Origin of the sequence: Acinetobacter nosocomialis, assembly GCF_041021905.1 — a bacterium.
GTDB lineage: Bacteria > Pseudomonadota > Gammaproteobacteria > Pseudomonadales > Moraxellaceae > Acinetobacter > Acinetobacter nosocomialis.
Map to the genome: position 1 here is coordinate 2,238,906 of NZ_CP157432.1, position 22,069 is coordinate 2,260,974.

Sequence of the window (22,069 nt, forward strand, 5' to 3'; positions counted from 1 at the left end):
CAGTTCGAGTTTAGAAAAACATTTATTCAAGTCTAAAAAAAAATCAAATATTCAGTTTTTATAGCTTTTGTGGGGACGACACAACTATTACAATACAGTTTATAAATAGTTTAACTCTTCAGCAGTTTTAGGCATGTTATGACTTCAATGTCGAACACTACCCAAAAGCACTTTATTGTTGAGCAGTTTCCTCTACCGACTTGGGTCAGTGATGAAAAGGGCTTAATTTTATACTGCAATACGGAGTGTACAAAGTACTGGCGCGATACTTCTCCTCCATTGTTTCAGCAATGGTTAGATTTCGTGTACCCTGCCGATTTAGAAGAAGTTAAAAATAAATGGTTAGATGCTATACGGCTCCAATCAAGAGTTGAGTTTAAATGCCGTCTTTTGCATAAGAGTCACCACTATCGATGGTGTAAACTTTCTATTCAATTGTCGAAATACCATGAATCTTCTCAGGAAAATGAATGGTTTGTTAGTTTCCTAGATATTGACCAAGATATTCAAGAACAACAAAGCTTACGCAAAGATATCGATATACAGAACCAAATGCTCGATATTAGTGTGGATTGTATTAAAGTTTTAAATACTGATGGTACAGTATCTCATATGAATAAATCAGGATGCCTTGCTCTAGGTGTACCTGTAAATGAAAAAAAATTTGGCATGCGATGGTTAGACCTTTTACCATCTCATATTCGTAAGCGTGGAAGAGTTGCTTTAAAAAAAGCCTTAGAAGGTAAAGTAGCTCGATTCGCTGGCATGAGTTGTTTACCTCATCAAGATCCTGAATATTGGGATAACATGCTTACCCCAATCCAGCATACAAATGGCGAAATTATTCAAATATTGTGTGTTTCCCGGAATGTCACTCAACAATATCTTACTGAAAACCGTTTAAGAGATATTAGTGAAAGAGATGAACTTACTGGATTATTTAATAGACGCTCATTTAAGCTTCAACTAAAACGTACTCTAGCCTACTCAAGGGAAACGCAAACAAGTGTAGGACTACTTTTAATTGATTTAGATCATTTCAAACACATTAATGACACCATAGGCCATAGTGCTGGTGATCACTTATTAAAAATACTATCCAAACGTTTTAATCAATGTGTAGACCATGAACGATGTTCTGTCGCTAGATTAGGTGGCGATGAGTTTGCAGTTATTGTCAGCCATCTAAAAAATGAAAATGATGTGCGCGAGCTTGCTGAAGTATTGCTTCAGCAACTTAATCAACCTATTACGTATGCCGGGAATGTACTCAACGGCGGGATGAGCATTGGCTGTGCCATTTATCCTCAAGATGCTGTTGATCAATCAAGTTTATTAAGCTGTGCAGACATGGCACTGCATGACTTAAAAGCTCGAGGTCGTGGCGGTATACGTATGTATAACCCGAGTATGATGCAATTAACCGAGGCAATCGCGTCTCAACTTAACATTGCCCGGCAGCTTATTCGTCACCATACCATCCAACCTTATTATCAACCTAAAGTTGATTTAAAAACACATACTGTCGTGGGCTTTGAAGCATTACTCCGTTGGCACACGACGTCGGCTCAGACAGGTTTACCTTCTCAGATTGCTGAAGCTTTCAAAGATTACGATTTAGCAAGTAAAATTGGTGAAATCATGCAACATCAAGTTTTGCATGATATGGCTAAATGGATAAAATTAGGTTTTCAGCCCCTTCCAGTATCTCTAAATGCTGCACCAGTTGAGTTTTTAAGAGATAATTATGCAGAACGGCTATTAAAAAAAATTAATCATCTTGAAATTCCTACACATTTAATTGAAGTAGAAGTTACTGAGCATATGCTTGGGGACCGTGGTTCGGAATATGTTATTCGCGCACTCAATAAACTAAAACAACATGGTGTACGCATTGCTTTAGATGATTTCGGAACAGGATTCTCTTCTCTAACACATATAAGAGATTACCCAATTGACTGTCTAAAAGTCGACTGTAGTTTTATACAAAAGATGCAAAATGACCCATCAATTTATGCAATTGTTCAAGCCATTGGCTTACTTGCTCCAAATCTCTCACTTGGTCTAATTGCAGAAGGCATTGAAACACCAGAACAAGAAGAATTACTTCTTCAATTTGGCTATAACATTGGACAAGGCTTTTTATTCGAACAAGCTATCGATGCCAATCAGGTTGTATCTATTCTCAAACAAGGTCAGGCTTACTTAGAAAGTCATTATTCAATGAGTTAATCTCTACCTTTAAAAAGTAGTCGCTCACTTTGCACACTAAAAACACACAATAGAAATCATAAAATTGGCGATAATATAACCATAACGATAACAAGCTTAGGTTCTTCAACAATAAATATTGTCATAAGACAATAAGGAGCAATATATGAGTTATCACCATATTTTAGTTCCAGTCGATGGTTCTCCTACTTCACTTATTGCGGTTAACCATGCTGCAAGCCTTGCTAAAGCGTTTAACAGTAAAGTCACTTTAGTATATGCGCTTACTATTGATCCTTTTATTTCAGTTGAAATCATCGATAGTACAGAAATTGCGCAAGATTACTTTAATAAAGCGAGAGCTTCGATTCAGGGCATCTTAGATCAGGCTAAAGAACAATTTAATCAACACGGAATTTCTGTTGAAACAAAGATTGTTGAGGGTCAAACAATTCACACAGAAATTATTAAAGCAGCAACTGAGCTAAAAGCTGATTTATTAGTAATCGGTTCTCATGGGCGAAAAGGTTTTAAAAAGTTTTTCTTAGGAAGTGTAACTCAAGCACTCTTAGGAGAAATCCATGTACCAGTGTTGGTCGTAACTGAATAAATACATCTAAAGTTATGTAAAAACCCAGCGATAGCGCTGGGTTTTTTGCGTAGATTACTTTCCGTTATACGTAAATTTAATGAGAGAACCTGGATTCTCTAAATTATTTGTTACCGAACCATCATCTTTTTGCACATTACCAGCCGTATCTGTCAGTACATATAGAATATTACCCTCCGGACTTGCAATCACATCACGATAACGGTTATTGCTTTTAAACATCGGGATAGCATCATCTAAAGTCACACTATACGTCGGGTCTAGCTTAATACGGAAAATTACCCCACGTTTTAAAGATGGTACCAATAATGTATTTTCCCATCCTGGAATCGCTTTTTTGCCTCCCGTATATACATATGCCGATGCCGGCGCGACTGTTGGCCAACAAACATAAGTCATATCACCACAAGTTGGATCATTGTAGTTATAGGTATCTTGAACGGTATACAACGTTTTCAAAGGGGCTATAAAGTTTTTACCAGTCCATTCGGATTCTTTAGTCACCGGAACCCCTTCAGCTACTTTTATTCCGTTTTGTCCCAAATCCTTAACTTGTGATTTATTGGTTGCAGCCGAATAGTTAGCATAAGCATAACCACTATCATCTTTATAACCCGCTACATTTGGCCAACCGTAGTTCCCACCTTTTAAAATGAGATTAATTTCATCATCAGAATTTGGTCCTTGCTCAGATTGTAAAAGCTTTCCGTTTGGAGCAAACGCTAAACCTTGTGGGTTACGGTGCCCTAAAGTGTAGATATGACTCACTACTCCGTTAAAGCTTGGGTTATCTTTGGGAATACTTCCGTCCAGATTTAGGCGTAATACTTTACCCATATATGTATGGTAGTCTTTACTATTGAGCTCTTGCTGGGTTGGAGTGTGCTGTGCCTGATTTGGTAAGAACAAATAAGCTAGCTGATTACGGCCTTGGTCACCAATTGTATAATAGATTTTTTGGTCTGGACCAATGACGAGACGACCCGACTGATGGTCTTTCGATGATGGCAAGCCAGCAATCAAATCGACAGGTTTTTCAAATGTATCTGTTGTTTTGTTATAGGTATATCTACGGATAATCGTTTGGTTAGGTAGTTCTTTTTCTGTAGATTTTGGATTTTTAAAAGTGCCCGAAATATAGATATAAGGGTTATGTTTAAAGTCAGGATGAAAAGCAAAACCTAATAAACCATTCTGACCATCAGCATCATTTACAATTTCAGGAACCTGAAAAACGGTTTTTGCGCTACCAGACTCAGGATTTACTCTCAAAATTTTGCCAGTCGCACGCTCGGTTAACCAAATCTGATTGTCTGGTCCCCATAACAAAGCATGAGGTTTATTCAAGTTAGACAGAATAACTTTTTTATCAAAATTTTGTGTTTTTGCTTTAGCAAATTGTGCTGGGGTAAGAGGAATATCCGCAAATGCCGTATTAAAGATAAATAGTTGTGCAGCACCTAAAAGAGTGATCTTCGCTAATAAATGTTTATTCATAATTCCACCTTATAAATTTTTTAAAGAGTTAACCCACACTAAAAATGTTTGATTTGTATGCGTTCTCTATATCTTTTGTATTATGATGAATAGCATATTTATTAAAATCCAAATTTCTGAAAGGCTCTGTTGCATAAAAGTAGCTATTCAAAACCAATAAATATCTTAGAAATGCCCTATGGTTCCCCCCTACCAATAATTCATTTATTTTTTAAAACGATTAATCCGAAGAAAATCTTTGTTAAAGTAATTGAAAAGTAAAAATTAATACTGAAACAAACAATTCAAATTATAAAAATATACATAACACAAAGCCAAAAGTTCCAAGCTAGGACTAAAGCAGAAATCAGGTTTAGTTATGTGTGCAAATTTTAAACCCCTTAAAAAAGCTCATGCTCATCAATTAGGCTTATTTGAACCTACTTTTGACTACAACTCGGATGTCTATCCAAGCGATGACTGTCCAATGATCTTATCTCAACAAAATGAATGGGAATGGAGAAAAGTTAAATTTGGTATGCTACCTCCATATGCAAAAGAAATAACTTTTAAATACGCAACTTATAATGCGAGGACTGAAACGGTTGAACAAAAACGTTCCTTTAAGCATGCGTGGTCACACGATCAATTCGCACTTATACCTGTTGAAGCTATTTATGAACCTAAATATATCAATGGAAAAGCTCATTGGTATGGCATATTCCGTCAAGATGGAAAGCCATTTACACTTGCAGCAATTTATGAAGAAACCATAATTGATAAGCAGAAAGTTAGAACAATGTCATTATTAACAATCAATGCAGATCGACATTCTTTTATGAAACAGTTCCATAAACCAGATGATGAAAAACGTTCAATTATTGTGATACCTGAAGATCTTAGAAATGATTGGTTAAATTGCAAGCATGATGAAGCCTCTGACTTTTTCCTAGATATGCCATTAAATGAATTTACGTCTCTGCCTAAAGTAGAGATGAACAAATCATAAAATAGTTAGATGCCTAATAAGTGAAGGTAGCAAGCTTAAATGGCTCCGCCTAATAACTTATGTTATCCTTCGCACCTCTTTAAAATTTCAAATTTTCATTATCCATGACACTTACGCCACCTTAAGTTTATTTACCCTTCTCTTTTGTAAATAACTCATCACTGTCTAGTGATGTGGTGTAGTCGCTTGTGTGTTGGTATATCACATCACTAGCCTTTCTAAAATTTAAAATTCTAGGCTATTTCCATGTTAACGAATCTTCGAGAACAATGGTTCTCTAATGTCCGTGCAGATATTCTTTCTGGGCTTGTTGTTGGTCTGGCTTTAATTCCAGAGGCGATTGCCTTTTCAATTATTGCAGGTGTAGATCCCCAAATTGGTTTATATGCATCTTTTTGTATTGCGGTTATTATTTCTTTTGTAGGTGGTCGTCCTGCCATGATTTCGGCAGCAACAGGTGCTATGGCCTTAGTCATGACGACCCTAGTGAAAGAACATGGTCTTCAGTATTTATTCGCAGCTACTATTTTGACGGGTGTCATACAAATCGTAGTGGGATATCTTAAGCTTGCTAAGCTCATGCGCTTTGTTTCTAAATCGGTTGTGATGGGTTTTGTAAATGCTCTCGCCATTCTCATTTTTATGGCTCAACTACCAGAGTTAATCAATGTAAGTTGGCACGTCTATCTATTAGTCGCTATTGGTTTAGCAATTATTTATCTATTCCCTTATGTACCAAAGCTTGGAAAATTTTTTCCATCTCCCCTTATATGTATTGTTATAGTCACATTACTTACCCTCCTTTTTGGTATTGATGTGCGAACAGTTAGCGATATGGGAGCACTACCAAATACTCTACCTATTTTTTTAATTCCAAATATTCCTCTTAATCTAGATACACTTCTTATCATTCTTCCTTATTCATTAGCGTTAGCTGCAGTTGGCTTACTTGAGTCGATGATGACAGCCACAATTGTTGATGAAATGACGGATAGCCCGAGTAATAAATTTAAGGAATGTAAAGGTCAAGGTATTGCCAATATTGCCTCGGGTTTTATGGGTGGGATGGCTGGATGTGCAATGATTGGACAATCAATGATTAATGTTAAATCAGGTGGCCGTACACGCTTATCTACTTTATGTGCAGGTATATTCTTGCTGATTTTAGTCGTATTTTTAAGTGATTGGTTGAAAGTTATTCCTATGGCTGCACTTGTTGCTGTCATGATTATGGTATCAATCAGTACTTTTGAGTGGAGTTCACTTACGCAATTTAAAACTCATCCTAAAAGTAGCAATATCGTCATGATTGCAACCGTTGTAGTAGTTGTAGCTACTCATAACCTAGCACTAGGCGTATTGACGGGTGTATTACTTTCCGCGCTTTTCTTAGCGAATAAACTTGAAAATGATGTACACGTGATAACCTCATTAGAAGGCAACTATCGTTTATATGATTTAAGAGGACAAATCTTTTTTAGTTCTTCAGATAAATTCATGCAAAGCTTTAACTTTAAAGAAGAAGTAAAAGAAGTCATTATTGATCTGACTCATTCACATATTTGGGATATCACTTCGGTTGCAATGCTTGATTCAGCAGTGGAAAAGTTTCAAAAGAATGGCATACAAGTTACTGTACGTGGTTTAAACGAAGCCAGTTCAGTCATGATTGACAAGTATGGTACACATGCAAAAATTTAAAAAAGGTCCTGCGGGACCTTTTCAATCATAGAGAATTATATTTTTAAGGAGATTTATATAATAAACGGTTTGGGCTACCAGATGGATTTTTCACCACATCACTAGTCGCTTGATTTAGCAGATTGGATGTTATCGTTTGAGGTGTAGCTGTAGGTGTACTTTGAAAAAGTTCAGCAACTACTCCAGCAACATGTGGAGTTGCCATGGAAGTGCCATTTAATACTTTAGTGGCCGTATTACTCCCAATCCAAGAAGAGTTAATTTGACTTCCGGGCGCAAAAATATCAACACAGCTTCCGTAGTTAGAATAGCTTGCTCGAGTATCAGTATTGTCAGTTGCAGCAACTGTAATTGCATTACTTGTTCTAGCCGGAGAAGAAGTACATGCATCTGTATTTGAGTTACCAGCAGCTACGACCATTACATAGCCATTATTATATAAGTTTTCTACTGCACTATCTAAAGAAGAGCTTGCCGCCCCACCTAAGGACATGTTTACAACAGCTGGTTTACTTCCATTTTTCAAAATCCAATCTAAACCAGCAATAACATTACTCGAAGCACCGGAACCATCACATCCTAAAATCCGAACAGGGACAAGTTTTACATTCTTGGCAACACCATAAGTGGTACCACCTACCGTTCCAGCAACATGTGTGCCGTGCCCATTACAATCAGTCGTACCATTACCATCAGATATTGCTGTATATCCATTTAATACACGACCTGAAAATTCTTGATGAGTAGACAATATACCAGTATCAACAATATAAGCTGTTGTCCCGGTACCAGTTTGCGAATAAGAATATGTTGAATTTAATGGTAAAGCTTTCTGATCAATACGATCTAGTCCCCAATCAGGATTAGTTTGTGTCGTTGCATCAATATTCACTACAGTATCATTTTCTACAGAAAGAACTTGAGGGTTCTTTTTCATCGCTTCAATGAACGCTGTGCCTGCAGTATCAGGTAAATAAATTGCAAAACCTTTAAGAGCACTGTCGTAGCTTTGTAAAATTCTGCCACCATGCTGTTTTGCAATATTCTGTGCAAAATCTTTCGCAGGCCCAATATCCTTATTCAAAATGACAATATATTGATTTTTAATAATTCCTTTTGCTTGAGAAGAATCTATTGCAGAATTTAAAAGATTAGGTGCCGCATAAGCTAAATGAGTCGCAGCCATTGAAAGAAAAACAGCAGAAACCTTGCGAATCTTCATGTGTATCTCCATATATTATATTTCAAGTATTTTTATGATAAATAATAAATTTTTTATTTCAGGATTAAATTCAAGATGGAAATCTTAAAGATTTTTATCTGTTTTTAAACCTAAATCATATTTTCATAATTTTTTATTCCACACAATATGCTTCAACTTTTTCAATAAAAATTGTGATAGAAATCTAATTTAAATTTATATATTTTATTTTTTTATAGTGAGATGTATTTTATTATTTTGGAGAAATAAAATAAAAAAAATAATCATAATGAGCAATACTATAGTTGCTAGTGATAAGTAAGTTCCAACAGTATTAAAACTTTTCAAAAACTTCAAAATATCCATAACAATATGATAATTAATAAATTAGTAAAATTATTTCAAAATTTATCAATTCATGCAACTCCAAGTAATTTACAATTTTTTTAACTATAAGTCATACGTATAATAAATGTATAGATATTTTATTTACTCTAATTACCATTTAAACTATCTAATTCTAATAATTTTATTTAAATAAATTAATTTTATGAAAAAATCTTTTAATAAAAAATACCCTCATATCTAAAATATGAGGGTATTAAAATAAACAACTTTACAGACGCAGTATATGCATAAGTAAATATACACCTTTAAAGATATATTTACAATGCTTCTTTAAAATTTTCATTTAATTCGACCTGATCCTTCCTACTAACTGCTGCTTTAGTATGCTAAATATTTTTTAGCTAAGGATGATGCAAAATAAAAAAGTCCGTATCTTGGGAAGCTACGGACTATAAAACTCATCTAAGCAACAGCTAAACAGTTTGTCGATTAGAGAGAAAACACTATCCTTTTAATCTAATTGAGTTATTAATTTAGGTCAACTTGAAATCAAACATAGTGATAAAAAGCCACTTAAATGTGAACTATTCTACATTTTCACTTAAACATAACCAAAAATGAATATATTTATTTCAAATTTAATAAAACATATTATTTGATGCAGCATCTCTTAGCAAAAAACAAGCTATTGATTTAAATAGTAAAATATAATTAAACTATTCTTATAAAGTTCAGCGCCTACATCCATATCTATTTAAATATATATTTAAAATAGTAGTCTAAAATGGAATAATGATTAACTCCAGAAATAGTCTCGAAAGAAACTAACTCATGACCAGTACTACATCTGTGCTCAAAATAATTTTGGCTTTGCCACTGCAATTCACTTAGCTCCAACTCTCCACACAAAATCCTACAAGGTATATCAGTCTGCTGTTTCTGATAAATAGGGCTATATTTCAAAATATCCTCTTCTGATAAGTTTAATGCATGATTTAAATGAGTCTCCTTTATAGGAGATAAATCATAAATACCACTTAATAAAGCCAATTCTGATAATAAAGGATGGTTTAAACATACAGCTGCAAGATGTGCACCTGCTGAATGCCCCACTAATTGAACTTCATTCGTTTTCCAATTTTGTTTAGCAATAAAATCTAGAGCTTTCTGAATTTGCATAATCATTTCTGAAATATGACTTTGAGGAGCCAAGTCATATTCTAAAAGTACACACTGGGCTCCTTTTGCCAATATATACGGCACTATAAAAGCAAAATCCGATTTATCACACCACTGCCAATAGCCTCCATGAATAAAAATCACGGTTTTATTGGTGTGTTCACAAGGAAAAAAATCCATCGTTGATCGGTTCTGTGAACCGTACTTTATATCTTTTATATGGTGATAGGTCTGATAACTCAGCAAGCTTCTATACTGAAAGCTTGCTAGTATTTCCCCTTCATTTGCTACCGTTGTAGCATTATCGTATTTTCTCATATAGCGATCACTTCAACGTTTCTTCACCAGAATTGAGATTTAGCTTTACAGTTGAACGTTTTAAGTAAAAGCAAAATATCAGAACAAGAACTAAAGGCACTCCAAACTGTAAAGTGGATTTAAACTCATTGGTAAACCAGGTAGTTACTGTAATACTTAAAATCGCAATAAACCCAAACAACGAGATAAATCGACTAGCGGGAATTTTAAATTTTAGCTCGATGTTTTGCTGTGTCATGTGTTTTCTAAAAAACATATGTGTCACAAAGATACTGCCCCAAGTGAACAATGCACCAAACATCGATAGCGCAATCATAATTGGAAACGCAGAAGCCGGATTAATCGTATAAACAATACTAGCAATACCAATCCCTACCGCAGATAGCAACAGCGCATTTACCGGCACACCATTACTACTGATTCGGCCAAAAACTTTTGGAGCATCACCTGCCCGTGACAAACTAAACAACATACGGGTTGAAATATAAAGCATGCTATTCATCGCTGATAAGGCAGCTACAATTACAATAAAATTTAAAATACTATCTGCATATGGGATACCAACAATCTTCATGACCATAACAAAAGGACTAGTTGCATCTGCTCCAATCAAAACAGTCCACGGCACCAAAGTAACGATTAGAAATAAGGATAATAAGTAAAATAAAATGAGTCGTAGCGCTGTGCTTTTAAATGCCTTTTTTACTGCTTTTTCAGGGTCTTTAGCTTCACCAGCTGCGACAGCAATCATTTCTATACTTAAGTAACTAAATATAGAAATAATGACCCCGATCCATACTCCACTAAAGCCATTTGGAAAAAAGCCCCCATGACCTCTCAAATTAGTAACTACTTGATTCATTCCCTGATTACTTTGCGTCAATATACCAATAGATAAAAGAATAAATACGATAATGGCAAAAACTTTAATTGTGGAAAACCAGTACTCGACTAACCCGAAGGCTTTTACACTATAGGCATTTACAACAAGTAAGGTCAGTGAAAAAAATCCAATCCAGACCCAAGAGCCTACATTCGGAAACCAGAGCTTCATATAATCAGCAACGGCGGTAATTTCGGTACCTACAGCCAACACAATACAAGCCCAGTAACAATAGCGGACTAAGAAGCCAGCGAGTGGAGACATATAATGTTCTGCATATGCACCAAATGAGCCCGAAGTAGGATGCTGCACTGTCATTTCAGCCAAACAAGCCATAAGTGCAAATGCAATTAAACCACCAATGGCATAGCTAACTATCACGGCGGGACCTGCAAAACTAATTGCAAATTTGCTTCCCATAAATAAACCGGTTCCAATTGCTCCACCAATCGCAATCATCCCCATCTGTTTTGCAGATAACTTTTTATGCAGTCCAGCTTCTCTATTTTGTATTTCATCAAAACTACTCATAGGCCCTCCTAGCCATTTGTTTTATTTTGATTCCTTAAATCAGGTCACTTCACCGCGAACTAAATAACGCTTATTTTTCCACTCACTATTCAGCATGGTTTCTTTTAAGTGCTGTACTGCACTCCAGATATCTTCAAAGCCCAGATACAAAGGTGTAATACCGAATCTCAAGACAGCAGGTTCACGATAATCACCAATCACGCCACGTGCGATAAGCGCCTGAATGATTTCATAACCAAACTCATGGCGATAACTGACATGACTACCACGATATTTATGATCTAAAGGAGTAATTAACTCAAATCCAAATTCAGAACATTCTTGCTGTACCAGCTGAATGAATAAATCAGTTAATTTCAGCGATTTTTCACGGATTTTTTGCATATCAGCATGCAGGAAAATATCTACTCCGCACTCAATCAGACTCATAGAAATAATTGGCTGAGTCCCACATAGATAGCGACGAATACTATTCGCTGGTTCATAATGCTGGGCCATATCAAACGGCTTTTTATGACTCCACCAACCGGATAATGGTTGCCAAAACTGATCACGGTGTTTTTCATTGACCCATAACAATGCTGGAGAACCAGGTCCACCATTTAAATATTTATACGTACAACCAATCGCGAAATCACTATCAGCTTGATTAAGATGCATAGGCACAGCACCAACTGAGTGACATAAATCCCAAATAACCAGAGCATCTTGAGAGTGAATCTGTTTATTAATAGATGCCATATCGTAGAAATACCCAGTACGATAATTCACATGAGAAAGAACTACTACAGCAACATCTTTTTCTAGAACTCGAGCTAAGTCTTCTACTCCATCAATCAATTCAACTTGATAGCCCTTTTGAATTAAATCAACAAAACCTTCAATAATATAAATATCTGTTGGGAAAGCATCCTTTTCCGCCACAATTATTTTATGTTCTGGAAATTTTTCAGCCTGAATTTTTACCGCTGCTGATAAAACTTTAAATAAGTTCAATGTAGTTGAATCTGAAATAACAACTTCACCCTGTTCTGCACCAATCAATGTGGCTACCTTATCGCCCAGTCTAGTAGGTAACCCCCACCAATCAGCCTTATTCCAACTATTGATCAGATCTTCTCCCCATTCTTGGGAAATAATATGCTGAGCGACAGACAAAGATTTCTTTGGTCTAGCGCCTAAAGAGTTACCATCTAAATAAATGACACCTTCTGGCAATGCAAATTCATCTTTAAATTTTTTGAGTTCGTCTTCCTGATCCCAATACAAACACTGTTCACGAGTAATCATTTGGTATTGCACCTATTTCAACATTTCCTTTGTATTTGAATTTTATCATGGTGATTCTTTCGATTTATTCGATAATATTTGATCAAAAACAGATAATTTCGTATAGAATTCTAATTAAAATTAAAAAACATGGATGGAATTCGAAAATGAATGTAGATGCAATTGATTTAAAAATTTTGAAGTATTTACAAGATAATGCCCGCTTAAGCAATCAAGAACTTGCTGATCTCGTTAATCTTTCAGCCTCTGCTTGTCACAGACGTGTCAAGATTTTAGAAACCAACGGAATTATTGAAAAATATCAAGCGAAAGTTAACTACGAAAAATTAGGTATAAAAATTGAGGCCATAGTTGAAATTAAACTTGCTCAACTCACTGAAAATGATCACCAGTTTTTTTTAAGCCAGATCAAGAATTTTGATGAAGTGATTAATGCTTATATCATTACAGGCGAATCTAATTATGTTCTGCATGTCGCCACTAAAGATCTAAATTCTTTTTCTCACTTTGTTATTAATACACTCAATAAAATTAAAGGAGTGGTAAGCATTAATTCTAAGATTATCTTACAGAAAATTATACAAAAGCCACTGTAGACTATATGGTTAAATTAAAAATTATATTTAAAGAGCTTTTACTATGATCGAAACCGAACGTTTAATCTTAAGACAATGGAAGGAAACTGATGCTGCCCCCTTTATCGAAATGGGATTGGATAAAGATGTTATGCGTTTTTTTCCAAAGCTTTTATCTGCTACTGAAAGTATAAATTTAATTCAAAGAGCATCGGCCCTTATTGATGAAAAAGGTTGGGGATTTTGGGCTTTAGAATTAAAAGAAAACCATGAATTTATCGGTTTTATTGGTCTACATGACCAACCAGAACAATTTGATTTTTCTCCATGCATTGAAATTGGCTGGAGACTTGCTACAAAACACTGGAAAAAAGGTTATGCCACAGAAGGAGCAAAAGCAGCTTTGGACTATGCCTTTAATGTTCTGAATAAAGATAAAGTGGTTTCTTTTACAGCAACGGTAAATAAGCCATCACAAGCCGTCATGGAAAGACTAGGAATGTGTAAAGTTAAACACTTCAATCACCCCAAGCTTCCAGATGGACACGCCCTTCAAGAACATGTTCTTTATGAAATAAATAATCCTAATTTTGGGTTATAAAGGTGTAAAATAGGATATATTTCAACCGTTCCAATGAATATAAAATAAAGGTTATTCATCAAAGTCATAACCTACCGAAGTGGAATGCTCCCAATATTCATTAATTTTATCTGCAATAGCTTCCTTATCCATTGTAGTTAAAACATAGAAAAGTTTTGCTTCTTTGTTTTTTCTCAAAATTAATAAATTGTAATAGTCATATTCGGGGCCATTTAGCCCCAATGATGGCTGTTCTTCACAATGCTTCTCAGCCTTGTAATGCCATTCAAGCTTATAAGTATCAATACCATTAGCAGCATTGATCACTATGCCATCATTGGCTCCGCCAATAAATCCAATTTTCATTGCCTGCTCTAAATTGTTATTCGGATAATTTTTAATATAACTTTAAACAAGTACGGTTCAATTTATAAAATGTTTGCCAATACGTATCCTATGTAAATCAAAATAACGAATTCATTATTTCATGGCACGTAAATATTCATAAGCCTCTTTTTCATTACTCTCCAGATGAACTCTTGCTTCTGTCTCATCATTTAAAGTTTCATTTATTATTTTGGTACCTTCATAAGAAATTTGATGACCTATTTGGAAATCTGCTCCTAATGCATCAATCACAATGAATTGTCCAGCAGCATTTGAAGCTATAAAAAAACTATTATTACGATAGCCATATCTAATTGTATATAAGCCCACTTTTATTCCAACTTTTAATAATATTTAAATAATGATAATTCCATAGAGTTCATAGAAAAGCAAAAATGCTTATCAAAAAATGAATCCCCAATAAATACAACTGTATATTTTTAATAAATTTTTATTAATCCTCCACCCTATTCCTTTTATATGAATATTTTTCAAAAAATTTGTTTCAGCGATCTTATTGAGTAGTCTAAGTCTAAGAACTCTCTTGTTATCTCTCTGTTTACCTAGTACAGACTATTTAAATTATAAAATGATGAAATAAGCATAAATCAGTCCGTTTTATCGTATTTAATGATTATAATCTTAAATTACTTTTCTTCCATGTCTGTTTCAATTGGAGCTCTCAAAACATGCATAAAATAGTGCTTTTCGATATGGATGGAACTTTATTAGATTTGGCTTTTGATGATTTTATCTGGAACGAATGCTTACCTGAACGACATTCTCAGACGCATCAAATCTCTTTAACACAAAGCCATGAAATATTAAACCAGTTTTATTGTAGCAATAAACATACTCTTTCCTGGTATTCTTCACAGTATTGGACAAAAACGACAGGTGTAGATGTTTTAAATCTTCAAAAAGAATTTCAGCATAAAATTAAAGCACGATCAGGATGTATGGAGTTACTTAATACTCTGAAAGAACAAGGCTATCAATGCTGGTTAGTGACCAACGCAGACTGTGCAAGCTTACAGTTAAAACTTGATAACATCCCTATTCAAGATTTTTTTGATGTGATTGTATCTAGTGAACAAATTGGTTATGCGAAGGAAGACCTTAAGTTTTGGCAAGAATTACAAGGCTTGCATTATTTTGAACCCCAAAACACTATTTTTTTAGACGATACTATTCAAGTTTTAAAAACTGCAGAAAAATTTGGTATAAGACACTTGTTTACTATCTTACAGCCCTCAACTCTTAAGAGTAAAAGACAGCTACAAGATTTAGAGTATAAAGCACTAGATCAGCTTACAGAGCTACTGTCTATTTTGAATCAAACTGATAGAAAGGATAATGATGTCAAAATTGCGTGAAAACGATGCTGTAGAAACCATGCGTGTCGACAAATGGTTATGGGCAGCACGTTTTTTTAAAACCCGTTCTATTGCTAAAGCTGCAATTGAAGGGGGAAAAGTGCATCACAATAATGAACGTGTAAAAGTTTCTAAAGAAATTCGTGTTGGAATGGAACTTGTTGTTCAACAAGGTTTTGATAAAAAGACAGTTGTTGTTAAAGCACTTTCCAATACCAGAGGACCGGCTCCTATTGCACAACAGCTTTATGAAGAAACCGAAGTAAGTATTGCAAGACGGGAGTTGATTGCTTCGCAACGAAAATTGCATAATCTAGCTCGGCCTGACCATAGACCAAGCAAGAAAGATCGGCGACAAATCAATCGGTTTAAACAGGATAACGATCAACATTATGAAGACCACTGGTCATATAATGATGAATAAAAACGTCGAGTTGTGTCGCACTCACATATACAATATATAGAAGCTAGAGAAAAAATCTGTCACTATTAGCCCTGTGAAACAAGTTGAGATTCAATGCATCCACTTGGGTTAAACGTGATGAACATAGAGTATTGAGGTTTTTGAGATGGATGAGAATAAAAGCAAAGCATTACAAGCCGCTTTGAGCCAAATTGAGAAACAATTTGGTAAAAATACGGTTATGCGTCTCGGTGACAACACTGTTCAAGCAGTTGAAGCCGTATCTACAGGTTCTTTAACTTTAGACATCGCATTGGGGATTGGTGGTTTACCAAAAGGCCGTATTATTGAAATTTATGGTCCTGAATCTTCTGGTAAAACCACAATGACATTACAAGCAATTGCTCAATGTCAAAAGTCTGGTGGTACATGTGCCTTCATCGATGCAGAGCATGCCCTAGATCCTCAATATGCACGTAAGCTTGGTGTAGATATTGATAACCTACTCGTTTCACAACCTGATAATGGTGAGCAAGCGCTTGAAATCGCTGATATGCTTGTTCGCTCAGGTGCAATTGATTTAATCGTTGTGGACTCAGTAGCTGCCCTTACACCTAAAGCAGAGATTGAAGGCGAAATGGGTGACTCTCATATGGGTCTACAAGCACGCCTTATGAGCCAAGCACTTCGTAAAATTACTGGTAACGCTAAACGTTCAAACTGTATGGTTATCTTTATTAACCAAATCCGTATGAAGATTGGTGTTATGTTTGGTAGCCCAGAAACCACGACTGGTGGTAACGCTCTTAAGTTCTATGCTTCAGTTCGTCTAGATATTCGTCGTATTGGTCAGGTAAAAGAAGGCGATGAAATTGTTGGTTCAGAAACTAAAGTTAAAGTCGTTAAGAATAAAATGGCTCCTCCTTTTAGAGAAGCTATTTTCCAAATTCTATACGGTAAAGGTACTAACCAATTAGGTGAACTTGTAGATTTGGCAGTACAGCAAGATATCGTTCAGAAAGCTGGTGCATGGTATTCATATCAAGGCAATAAAATTGGCCAAGGTAAGAATAATGTGATCCGCTATTTTGAAGAAAACAAACATATTGCTGAAGAGATTGAACGTAATATCCGTGAGCAATTGTTGACTACAGGTACAAATGGCGCAGTGCCAATTGAAGATGATGAAGAAGAACCAGATCTTTTATTAGAATCTTAATTACACCTAAGTCATAAAAACGCCCTTCGAGGCGTTTTTTACAAGGAAATATATATGTTCAAAAGAAACAATGAACAATCTCAACAGCGTCCACCACTCACTGGCCAGCGTTTACGCTCATATGCTTTTGCATTACTTACTCGACGAGACTACTCTAAAGCAGAACTCATTGAGAAATTAGCCCGTTATGCACAAAATATAGAAGAAGTGAACCAACTCGTTGAAGAGTTATCTGAACAAAATTACCAAAGTGATCAGCGTGTTGCTGAGCAAATGCTTGCAAGTCAGATTCGTAAAGGTAAAGGACCGAAACGCATTCAACAAGCTTTAAAAACTAAACAGATCGAAAATGATTTAATTGCCGACGAAATTCGCGAAATTGATTGGGTAGAACAAGCTTATCAACTTAAAGTTAAGAAGTTTGGAGAAGAGATAGAGAAAGACCCAAAACTTAAAGCAAAGCAGATTAGATTTCTACAATATAGAGGATTTGATTTAGATGTGATTTTAAAAGCGATCCAAAGAAAATTGGATTAAAGGAATGGTGGCAACCCCACTAGCAAAACTTCGGCACATCATAGATCTGCTACCGTTGCTACCTTCCGGTCCTGGCGGGATTCACAGAGTACAATTGCGAAGCCACCAGCGGGGTTACCATTGCAAAACAAAGTATAGAGATTTTTAAAAGAGTTGCAACCCTTCTCTGGCTTTTTCAGCAAGTTTTTGTTTCGATTGATTAATTCATCAGCAAAAATAGCTTAAAACCCCAAAAATGTAGTTTTCTGAGCTTATGCTCTTTTCTTATTTTGCATAAAATATGCTTGAAGATTGTAAACTATCCTTGCATTTAAACTGTTAACTGCTTTAATTGCATTGATCAATGAAAAACCTTAGATATTTAGAGAATTGTTTTTTATATTCCTGTGTCAAGGTGGCTTTTATATAAAATTATGGATTTATACACATGCAAATGAAGAAGCATTCTTTATTATTTATTGCCTTAATGAGTACCACTTCTCTATACGCAAACATTCCTATTGAGTCTCGTGGTTTAAGTCAAAATGATGGCAGTGCATCTAATACTTCTTCTTCAAGCAATATTTCAGTTCCTACAAACTTAAACTGGGAACTTATGCAAAAAAATCAACAACTAGAAAATGATATCCGCACTTTAAGAGGTCAATTAGAAGAACAAGCGAATGATATTGACCAATTAAAAAAAGACCTTGCGAATAGATATACCGATTTAGATCAACGTTTAGAATTATTACATCAAAAAGTTGACCCTGATAGTGCTACACAAGAAGACGGTACAAATACCAATACTAATAGCGCCACACCTGCTAGTCCATCAGTATCTCAATCTCAGCCTGCAGATGGCAATAAAGTAGTTGCCGCCCCATCTCAAACGTCTGAACAACAATCTAATACACCAGTAACCAACACTCAACCAGCGACTACTGCTCAAAACCAATCTAATCCACTTGAATTAGAAAAAGCCGCTTATACAGTAGCTTTAGATGCTTATAAACAAGGTGGAGCAAAAAAAGCAATTGCTCCGATGCAAAACTTTATTAAAAACCATCCTAACAGTATTTATACAGGCAATGCTTATTTCTGGTTAGCCGAGTTTCATTTAGCTACAGACCCAGTGAACTACAATGAAGCAAAGAAAAACTACAATATTGTCGCTAGCCAATATCCAAACTCTAGCAAGGCACCTCGAGCACTCTATCAACTATATAGCATTGCCAAAGATGTCGATAAGAATACTGTATCAGCTAATCAATACAAAAATAAGTTACTTACTCAATATCCTAAATCTGAAGAAGCTAAATTCTTTAAAAAATAATTTAGGCATAAAAAAAGACACTGTTTTAACAGTGTCTTTTTTTATGCCTTATTGATTAGCGTACAATTCCACGCTCGGATTGCTCAAGAGAGTCAATTAATAATTGAGCTTCTGGAACAGAAGGCAAAATTTCACTTTTAATTTGCTCAACAGCTTGAACAGAGGTTAGACCAGATTTAAATATCAATTTATAAGCTTCTCTTAAGCCCTGAATTGTATTTTTAGACCAACCTTTTCTTCGCATACCTTCAATATTTATACCAAAGGCATGCGCAGGATTACCAGAAGCCATAACATAGGCTGGTACATCTTTAAGAATCAGTGAGGCCCCACCAATCATGCTATAAGAGTCAATCTTACAGAATTGATGAATTCCAGAATTACCACCGACAATAACATGATCACCAATATGTACGTGTCCAGCAACACCAACATTATTAGCAAAGATATTGTGATCACCTACAATACAGTCATGTGCAATATGAGTATTTACCATCAATAGGTTATGACTACCTATCTTAGTCAATGAATTATCTTGCACAGTGCCTCTATGTAAGCTGCAATGTTCGCGAATTAAATTATTGTTACCAATTTCAAGCCAAGTTTCTTCACCTTTATATTTGAGGTCTTGACAAACTTCGCCAACACTTGCAAATTGAAAGATCTCATTATTTTGACCAATTCTGGTAAAACCACCTACTACCACATGAGAATGTAATTTAGTACCAGCACCAATAGTCACTTGAGGACCAATAACACAATAAGGTCCGATTTGAACATCTGAAGCAATCACTGCAGATGGATCAATAATGGCGGTAGAATGGATTAAATCGTGATTGCTCATGCCTGCTCTGTTTTTTGGTGTGAAATCATAATCTCAGCGGTTGCTGCTACAATGCCATCAACGCTAGCTGTACAATTGTATTTGTAAATACCGCGCTTCTGCATTACCAACTCGGATTTTAATACAAGTTGGTCGCCTGCAACTACTTGTTTTTTAAATCTAACTCTTTCTGCACCAGCAAACAGGAACAAAGAACCTGGTTTTGGCGTCTCATTGTTCATAATAAAACCTAGAACGCCTGAAACTTGAGCTAGTGCTTCAACAATTAGAACACCAGGCATAATTGGATATTCTGGGAAATGTCCTTGAAGAAACTCTTCATTGATAGAAACATTTTTATAACCAACAATACTATTGTCAGTAACTTCAATCACACGATCAACCAATAAGAATGGGTAACGATGCGGCAAATATTGACGAATCGTTTGAATCTGCATTGGTAATTCAGGGATGGCAAATTTAGGTGTAGTTGACTCGGTCATAATATTCTATTTACGCAAATTAAAAGTTGATTCAAGAGACTCTATTTGAGCTTGTATATGATCAAGTCGTTTAGTGATTTGGGTCAATGGCACATCTGCTAATTGTCTCAAGCGTACAATCGTTTTTTTCCACTGGCTATTTTCGAACAATCCAATTCCTGAAGAATAAGTTCCAGCCTCAGAAATATTTTTTGTGACCATTGACATTCCAGTTAAAGTCACATTATCAGCAATTGAAAGGTGACCTGCTACCCCACATGCGCCTGCTAGAATACAGTTTTTGCCAATTTTTGTACTACCCGCAATGCCACAGGTAGCTGCAATAGCAGTATTTGAACCAATATGAACGTTATGTGCAATTTGCACAAGGTTATCAATAATTACACCATCTTCTAAAATTGTATTATCAAGAGCACCGCGATCAATACTACAATTTGATCCAATTCGAACATCGTTTCCGATTAGAACTGATCCTAACTGAGCAATACGGTGCCATTTACCTTGATAGGGAGCAAAACCAAAACCTTCACTACCAATTACAGTATTTGAATGAACACGCACCCGGTCGCCCAATTTAGAGCTACCTGTAATGGTGACATGAGAGTCAATAAAACAGTCTTTCCCAACTTCTACATCATCATCAAGTTTGGTATGTGATTGAATGATTGTGTTATCACCTACTACACAATTCTCACCAATGACTACATAGTGACCAATATAAGCAGCTTCTGAAATAACAGCAGAAGGATGGATTTGAGCAGTACTTTCTATACCTTTTGAAGTAAGCTTTTTATCAAATACATGAGTAAGGATTGCAAAAGCAAGATAAGGATTATCAACAATAATAAAGTTATCTTTTTCAGGAAGATGTTCTTTTAAAGCAGCAGTAACAATGAAAGCCCCTGCACGACTTGCTTTAGCTTGTTCGAGATATTTATCACCATTTACGAAAGTAAGATGATTAACCTCTGCATTTTCCAAACTTGCTAAGTTCGAAAATTGAAGACTACCTTCACCAATTAACTCACCTTTAACAAGGTGAGCTAATTCATCTAAACGAAATTGTTGCACTTTCATTAATTTATTTCATTGAATTAACCTTTTGTATCATTTTATCAGTTAAATCATACTTAGCGTCATAGGCAACAGTTGAATTTTTATTCAAAATAAAGTCAAGATTATTTTCTTTTCGTAATTGCTCAGCAGCTTGCTTAACTCTAGACTCAAAAGTTGTGTTCATACTTTGCAAGCTAGTTTGAACTCTAGACTGTAAGCCCTGCTGTGTTGAATTAAATTCATTTAACTTTGATTGATACTGAGATTGTAATTTTTTAATCTCATCTTCTTTCATTTTTTGACCTTGGGTCTGCGCTTGACGTTGAAGCCCTTCTAACTCTTTACCTAATTGCTCAAGTTTAGTCGTTGTTGGTTTCACAGACTGATTCAAGCTTGCGTTTTGTTGTTTCAAATAAGTACTGCTCTCAACAACTTTAGCAAGATCAATCACCCCATAACCGGCTGCATTAGCTGCTACCGAAGCCACCGTCAAGCCTAACCCTAACATTAATGTATTTAATTTTTTCATGTAAATTTC

At 35.5% G+C, this 22,069-nt stretch carries 22 protein-coding genes, 1 other RNA gene and 1 pseudogene; 11 read left to right on the forward strand and 13 right to left on the reverse strand.

Annotation, left to right across the window (positions count from 1 at the left end; all coding sequences use genetic code 11):
- The first annotated feature begins 138 nt into the window (after positions 1 to 138).
- Together ABLC00_RS10355 and ABLC00_RS10360 are read left to right on the forward strand one after the other, a co-directional pair.
- A complete protein-coding gene (locus ABLC00_RS10355; protein ID WP_004708446.1) occupies positions 139 to 2,232 on the forward strand; it encodes a GGDEF domain-containing protein in 2,094 nt (697 codons plus the stop codon).
- A gap of 145 nt (positions 2,233 to 2,377) precedes the next feature.
- Entirely contained in the window at positions 2,378 to 2,821 is a 444-nt protein-coding gene (locus tag ABLC00_RS10360; RefSeq protein WP_004708443.1) for a universal stress protein, read from the forward strand.
- Positions 2,822 to 2,875: 54 nt separating this feature from the next.
- Here ABLC00_RS10360 and ABLC00_RS10365 read toward each other — a convergent pair whose 3' ends face one another.
- Positions 2,876 to 4,318, reverse strand: a complete 1,443-nt coding sequence (locus ABLC00_RS10365; RefSeq protein ID WP_004886909.1) for a glucose/sorbosone family PQQ-dependent dehydrogenase — start codon at positions 4,316 to 4,318, stop codon at positions 2,876 to 2,878.
- Between the two features lie 358 nt (positions 4,319 to 4,676).
- Between ABLC00_RS10365 and ABLC00_RS10370 the strand changes: the two genes are divergently transcribed.
- Positions 4,677 to 5,306, forward strand: coding sequence for an SOS response-associated peptidase family protein (locus ABLC00_RS10370; RefSeq protein WP_004886908.1), 630 nt, complete (start codon positions 4,677 to 4,679; stop codon positions 5,304 to 5,306).
- Between the two features lie 246 nt (positions 5,307 to 5,552).
- Positions 5,553 to 7,007, forward strand: a complete 1,455-nt coding sequence (locus ABLC00_RS10375) for a SulP family inorganic anion transporter (RefSeq protein WP_033846531.1) — start codon at positions 5,553 to 5,555, stop codon at positions 7,005 to 7,007.
- 43 nt (positions 7,008 to 7,050) lie between these two features.
- On the opposite strand, the gene ABLC00_RS10380 is transcribed toward ABLC00_RS10375, so the two are convergent.
- From ABLC00_RS10380 to kynU, 5 genes and pseudogenes are all read right to left on the reverse strand, one after another.
- Entirely contained in the window at positions 7,051 to 8,229 is a 1,179-nt protein-coding gene (locus ABLC00_RS10380) for a S8 family peptidase (protein ID WP_004886904.1), read from the reverse strand.
- A gap of 246 nt (positions 8,230 to 8,475) precedes the next feature.
- Positions 8,476 to 8,574, reverse strand: a pseudogene (locus tag ABLC00_RS10385) (hypothetical protein); the annotation flags it as partial.
- 732 nt (positions 8,575 to 9,306) lie between these two features.
- Positions 9,307 to 10,053, reverse strand: a complete 747-nt coding sequence (locus ABLC00_RS10390) for an alpha/beta hydrolase (RefSeq protein WP_004886903.1) — start codon at positions 10,051 to 10,053, stop codon at positions 9,307 to 9,309.
- A gap of 7 nt (positions 10,054 to 10,060) precedes the next feature.
- Positions 10,061 to 11,467 (reverse strand): amino acid permease, encoded by a 1,407-nt coding sequence (locus ABLC00_RS10395; RefSeq protein WP_002049621.1) that lies wholly within the window; start codon positions 11,465 to 11,467, stop codon positions 10,061 to 10,063.
- A gap of 39 nt (positions 11,468 to 11,506) precedes the next feature.
- Positions 11,507 to 12,757 (reverse strand): kynureninase, encoded by a 1,251-nt coding sequence (gene kynU / locus ABLC00_RS10400; protein WP_033846530.1) that lies wholly within the window; start codon positions 12,755 to 12,757, stop codon positions 11,507 to 11,509.
- 146 nt (positions 12,758 to 12,903) lie between these two features.
- Here kynU and gigD point away from each other — a divergent pair, with 146 nt between their 5' ends.
- Positions 12,904 to 13,353 (forward strand): Lrp/AsnC family transcriptional regulator GigD, encoded by a 450-nt coding sequence (gene gigD / locus ABLC00_RS10405; protein WP_004708427.1) that lies wholly within the window; start codon positions 12,904 to 12,906, stop codon positions 13,351 to 13,353.
- Positions 13,354 to 13,396: 43 nt separating this feature from the next.
- A complete protein-coding gene (locus tag ABLC00_RS10410; RefSeq protein WP_033846529.1) occupies positions 13,397 to 13,933 on the forward strand; it encodes a GNAT family N-acetyltransferase in 537 nt (178 codons plus the stop codon).
- Positions 13,934 to 13,984: 51 nt separating this feature from the next.
- On the opposite strand, the gene ABLC00_RS10415 is transcribed toward ABLC00_RS10410, so the two are convergent.
- Together ABLC00_RS10415 and ABLC00_RS10420 are read right to left on the reverse strand one after the other, a co-directional pair.
- Positions 13,985 to 14,278, reverse strand: coding sequence for a hypothetical protein (locus ABLC00_RS10415; RefSeq protein ID WP_004708422.1), 294 nt, complete (start codon positions 14,276 to 14,278; stop codon positions 13,985 to 13,987).
- A gap of 114 nt (positions 14,279 to 14,392) precedes the next feature.
- Positions 14,393 to 14,629 (reverse strand): hypothetical protein, encoded by a 237-nt coding sequence (locus tag ABLC00_RS10420; protein WP_017394092.1) that lies wholly within the window; start codon positions 14,627 to 14,629, stop codon positions 14,393 to 14,395.
- Positions 14,630 to 14,988: 359 nt separating this feature from the next.
- Here ABLC00_RS10420 and ABLC00_RS10425 point away from each other — a divergent pair, with 359 nt between their 5' ends.
- From ABLC00_RS10425 to ABLC00_RS10440, 4 genes are all read left to right on the forward strand, one after another.
- On the forward strand, positions 14,989 to 15,675 hold the full coding sequence (locus ABLC00_RS10425) for an HAD-IA family hydrolase (protein ID WP_032011534.1): 687 nt from the start codon (positions 14,989 to 14,991) through the stop codon (positions 15,673 to 15,675).
- A complete protein-coding gene (locus ABLC00_RS10430; RefSeq protein WP_002049587.1) occupies positions 15,659 to 16,099 on the forward strand; it encodes an RNA-binding S4 domain-containing protein in 441 nt (146 codons plus the stop codon). The genes ABLC00_RS10425 and ABLC00_RS10430 overlap by 17 nt, the downstream gene beginning before the upstream one ends.
- A gap of 145 nt (positions 16,100 to 16,244) precedes the next feature.
- Positions 16,245 to 17,297 (forward strand): recombinase RecA, encoded by a 1,053-nt coding sequence (recA, locus tag ABLC00_RS10435; protein ID WP_032011532.1) that lies wholly within the window; start codon positions 16,245 to 16,247, stop codon positions 17,295 to 17,297.
- A 54-nt stretch (positions 17,298 to 17,351) separates the two neighbouring features.
- The gene (locus tag ABLC00_RS10440; RefSeq protein ID WP_032011531.1) at positions 17,352 to 17,834 is read left to right on the forward strand and encodes a regulatory protein RecX; all 483 of its coding nucleotides are present in this window, start codon (positions 17,352 to 17,354) and stop codon (positions 17,832 to 17,834) included.
- A gap of 14 nt (positions 17,835 to 17,848) precedes the next feature.
- Here the strand turns inward: ABLC00_RS10440 and ffs are convergent.
- Positions 17,849 to 17,945: signal recognition particle sRNA small type (gene ffs, locus ABLC00_RS10445), an RNA gene on the reverse strand.
- Between the two features lie 316 nt (positions 17,946 to 18,261).
- On the opposite strand from ffs, the gene ABLC00_RS10450 reads away from it, so the two are divergent.
- Positions 18,262 to 19,149, forward strand: coding sequence for a YbgF trimerization domain-containing protein (locus ABLC00_RS10450; protein ID WP_032011530.1), 888 nt, complete (start codon positions 18,262 to 18,264; stop codon positions 19,147 to 19,149).
- A gap of 55 nt (positions 19,150 to 19,204) precedes the next feature.
- On the opposite strand, the gene lpxA is transcribed toward ABLC00_RS10450, so the two are convergent.
- The 4 genes from lpxA to ABLC00_RS10470 are packed head-to-tail and all read right to left on the reverse strand — an operon-like array spanning position 19,205 to position 22,060.
- On the reverse strand, positions 19,205 to 19,993 hold the full coding sequence (gene lpxA, locus ABLC00_RS10455) for an acyl-ACP--UDP-N-acetylglucosamine O-acyltransferase (protein ID WP_002049604.1): 789 nt from the start codon (positions 19,991 to 19,993) through the stop codon (positions 19,205 to 19,207).
- Positions 19,990 to 20,475 (reverse strand): 3-hydroxyacyl-ACP dehydratase FabZ, encoded by a 486-nt coding sequence (gene fabZ, locus ABLC00_RS10460; RefSeq protein ID WP_002049600.1) that lies wholly within the window; start codon positions 20,473 to 20,475, stop codon positions 19,990 to 19,992. Before fabZ ends, lpxA begins: the two co-directional genes overlap by 4 nt.
- 6 nt (positions 20,476 to 20,481) lie before the next feature.
- Positions 20,482 to 21,552, reverse strand: a complete 1,071-nt coding sequence (gene lpxD / locus ABLC00_RS10465) for a UDP-3-O-(3-hydroxymyristoyl)glucosamine N-acyltransferase (RefSeq protein ID WP_004708409.1) — start codon at positions 21,550 to 21,552, stop codon at positions 20,482 to 20,484.
- Positions 21,553 to 21,556: 4 nt separating this feature from the next.
- A complete protein-coding gene (locus ABLC00_RS10470) occupies positions 21,557 to 22,060 on the reverse strand; it encodes an OmpH family outer membrane protein (protein WP_002049593.1) in 504 nt (167 codons plus the stop codon).
- Positions 22,061 to 22,069: the final 9 nt, after the last annotated feature.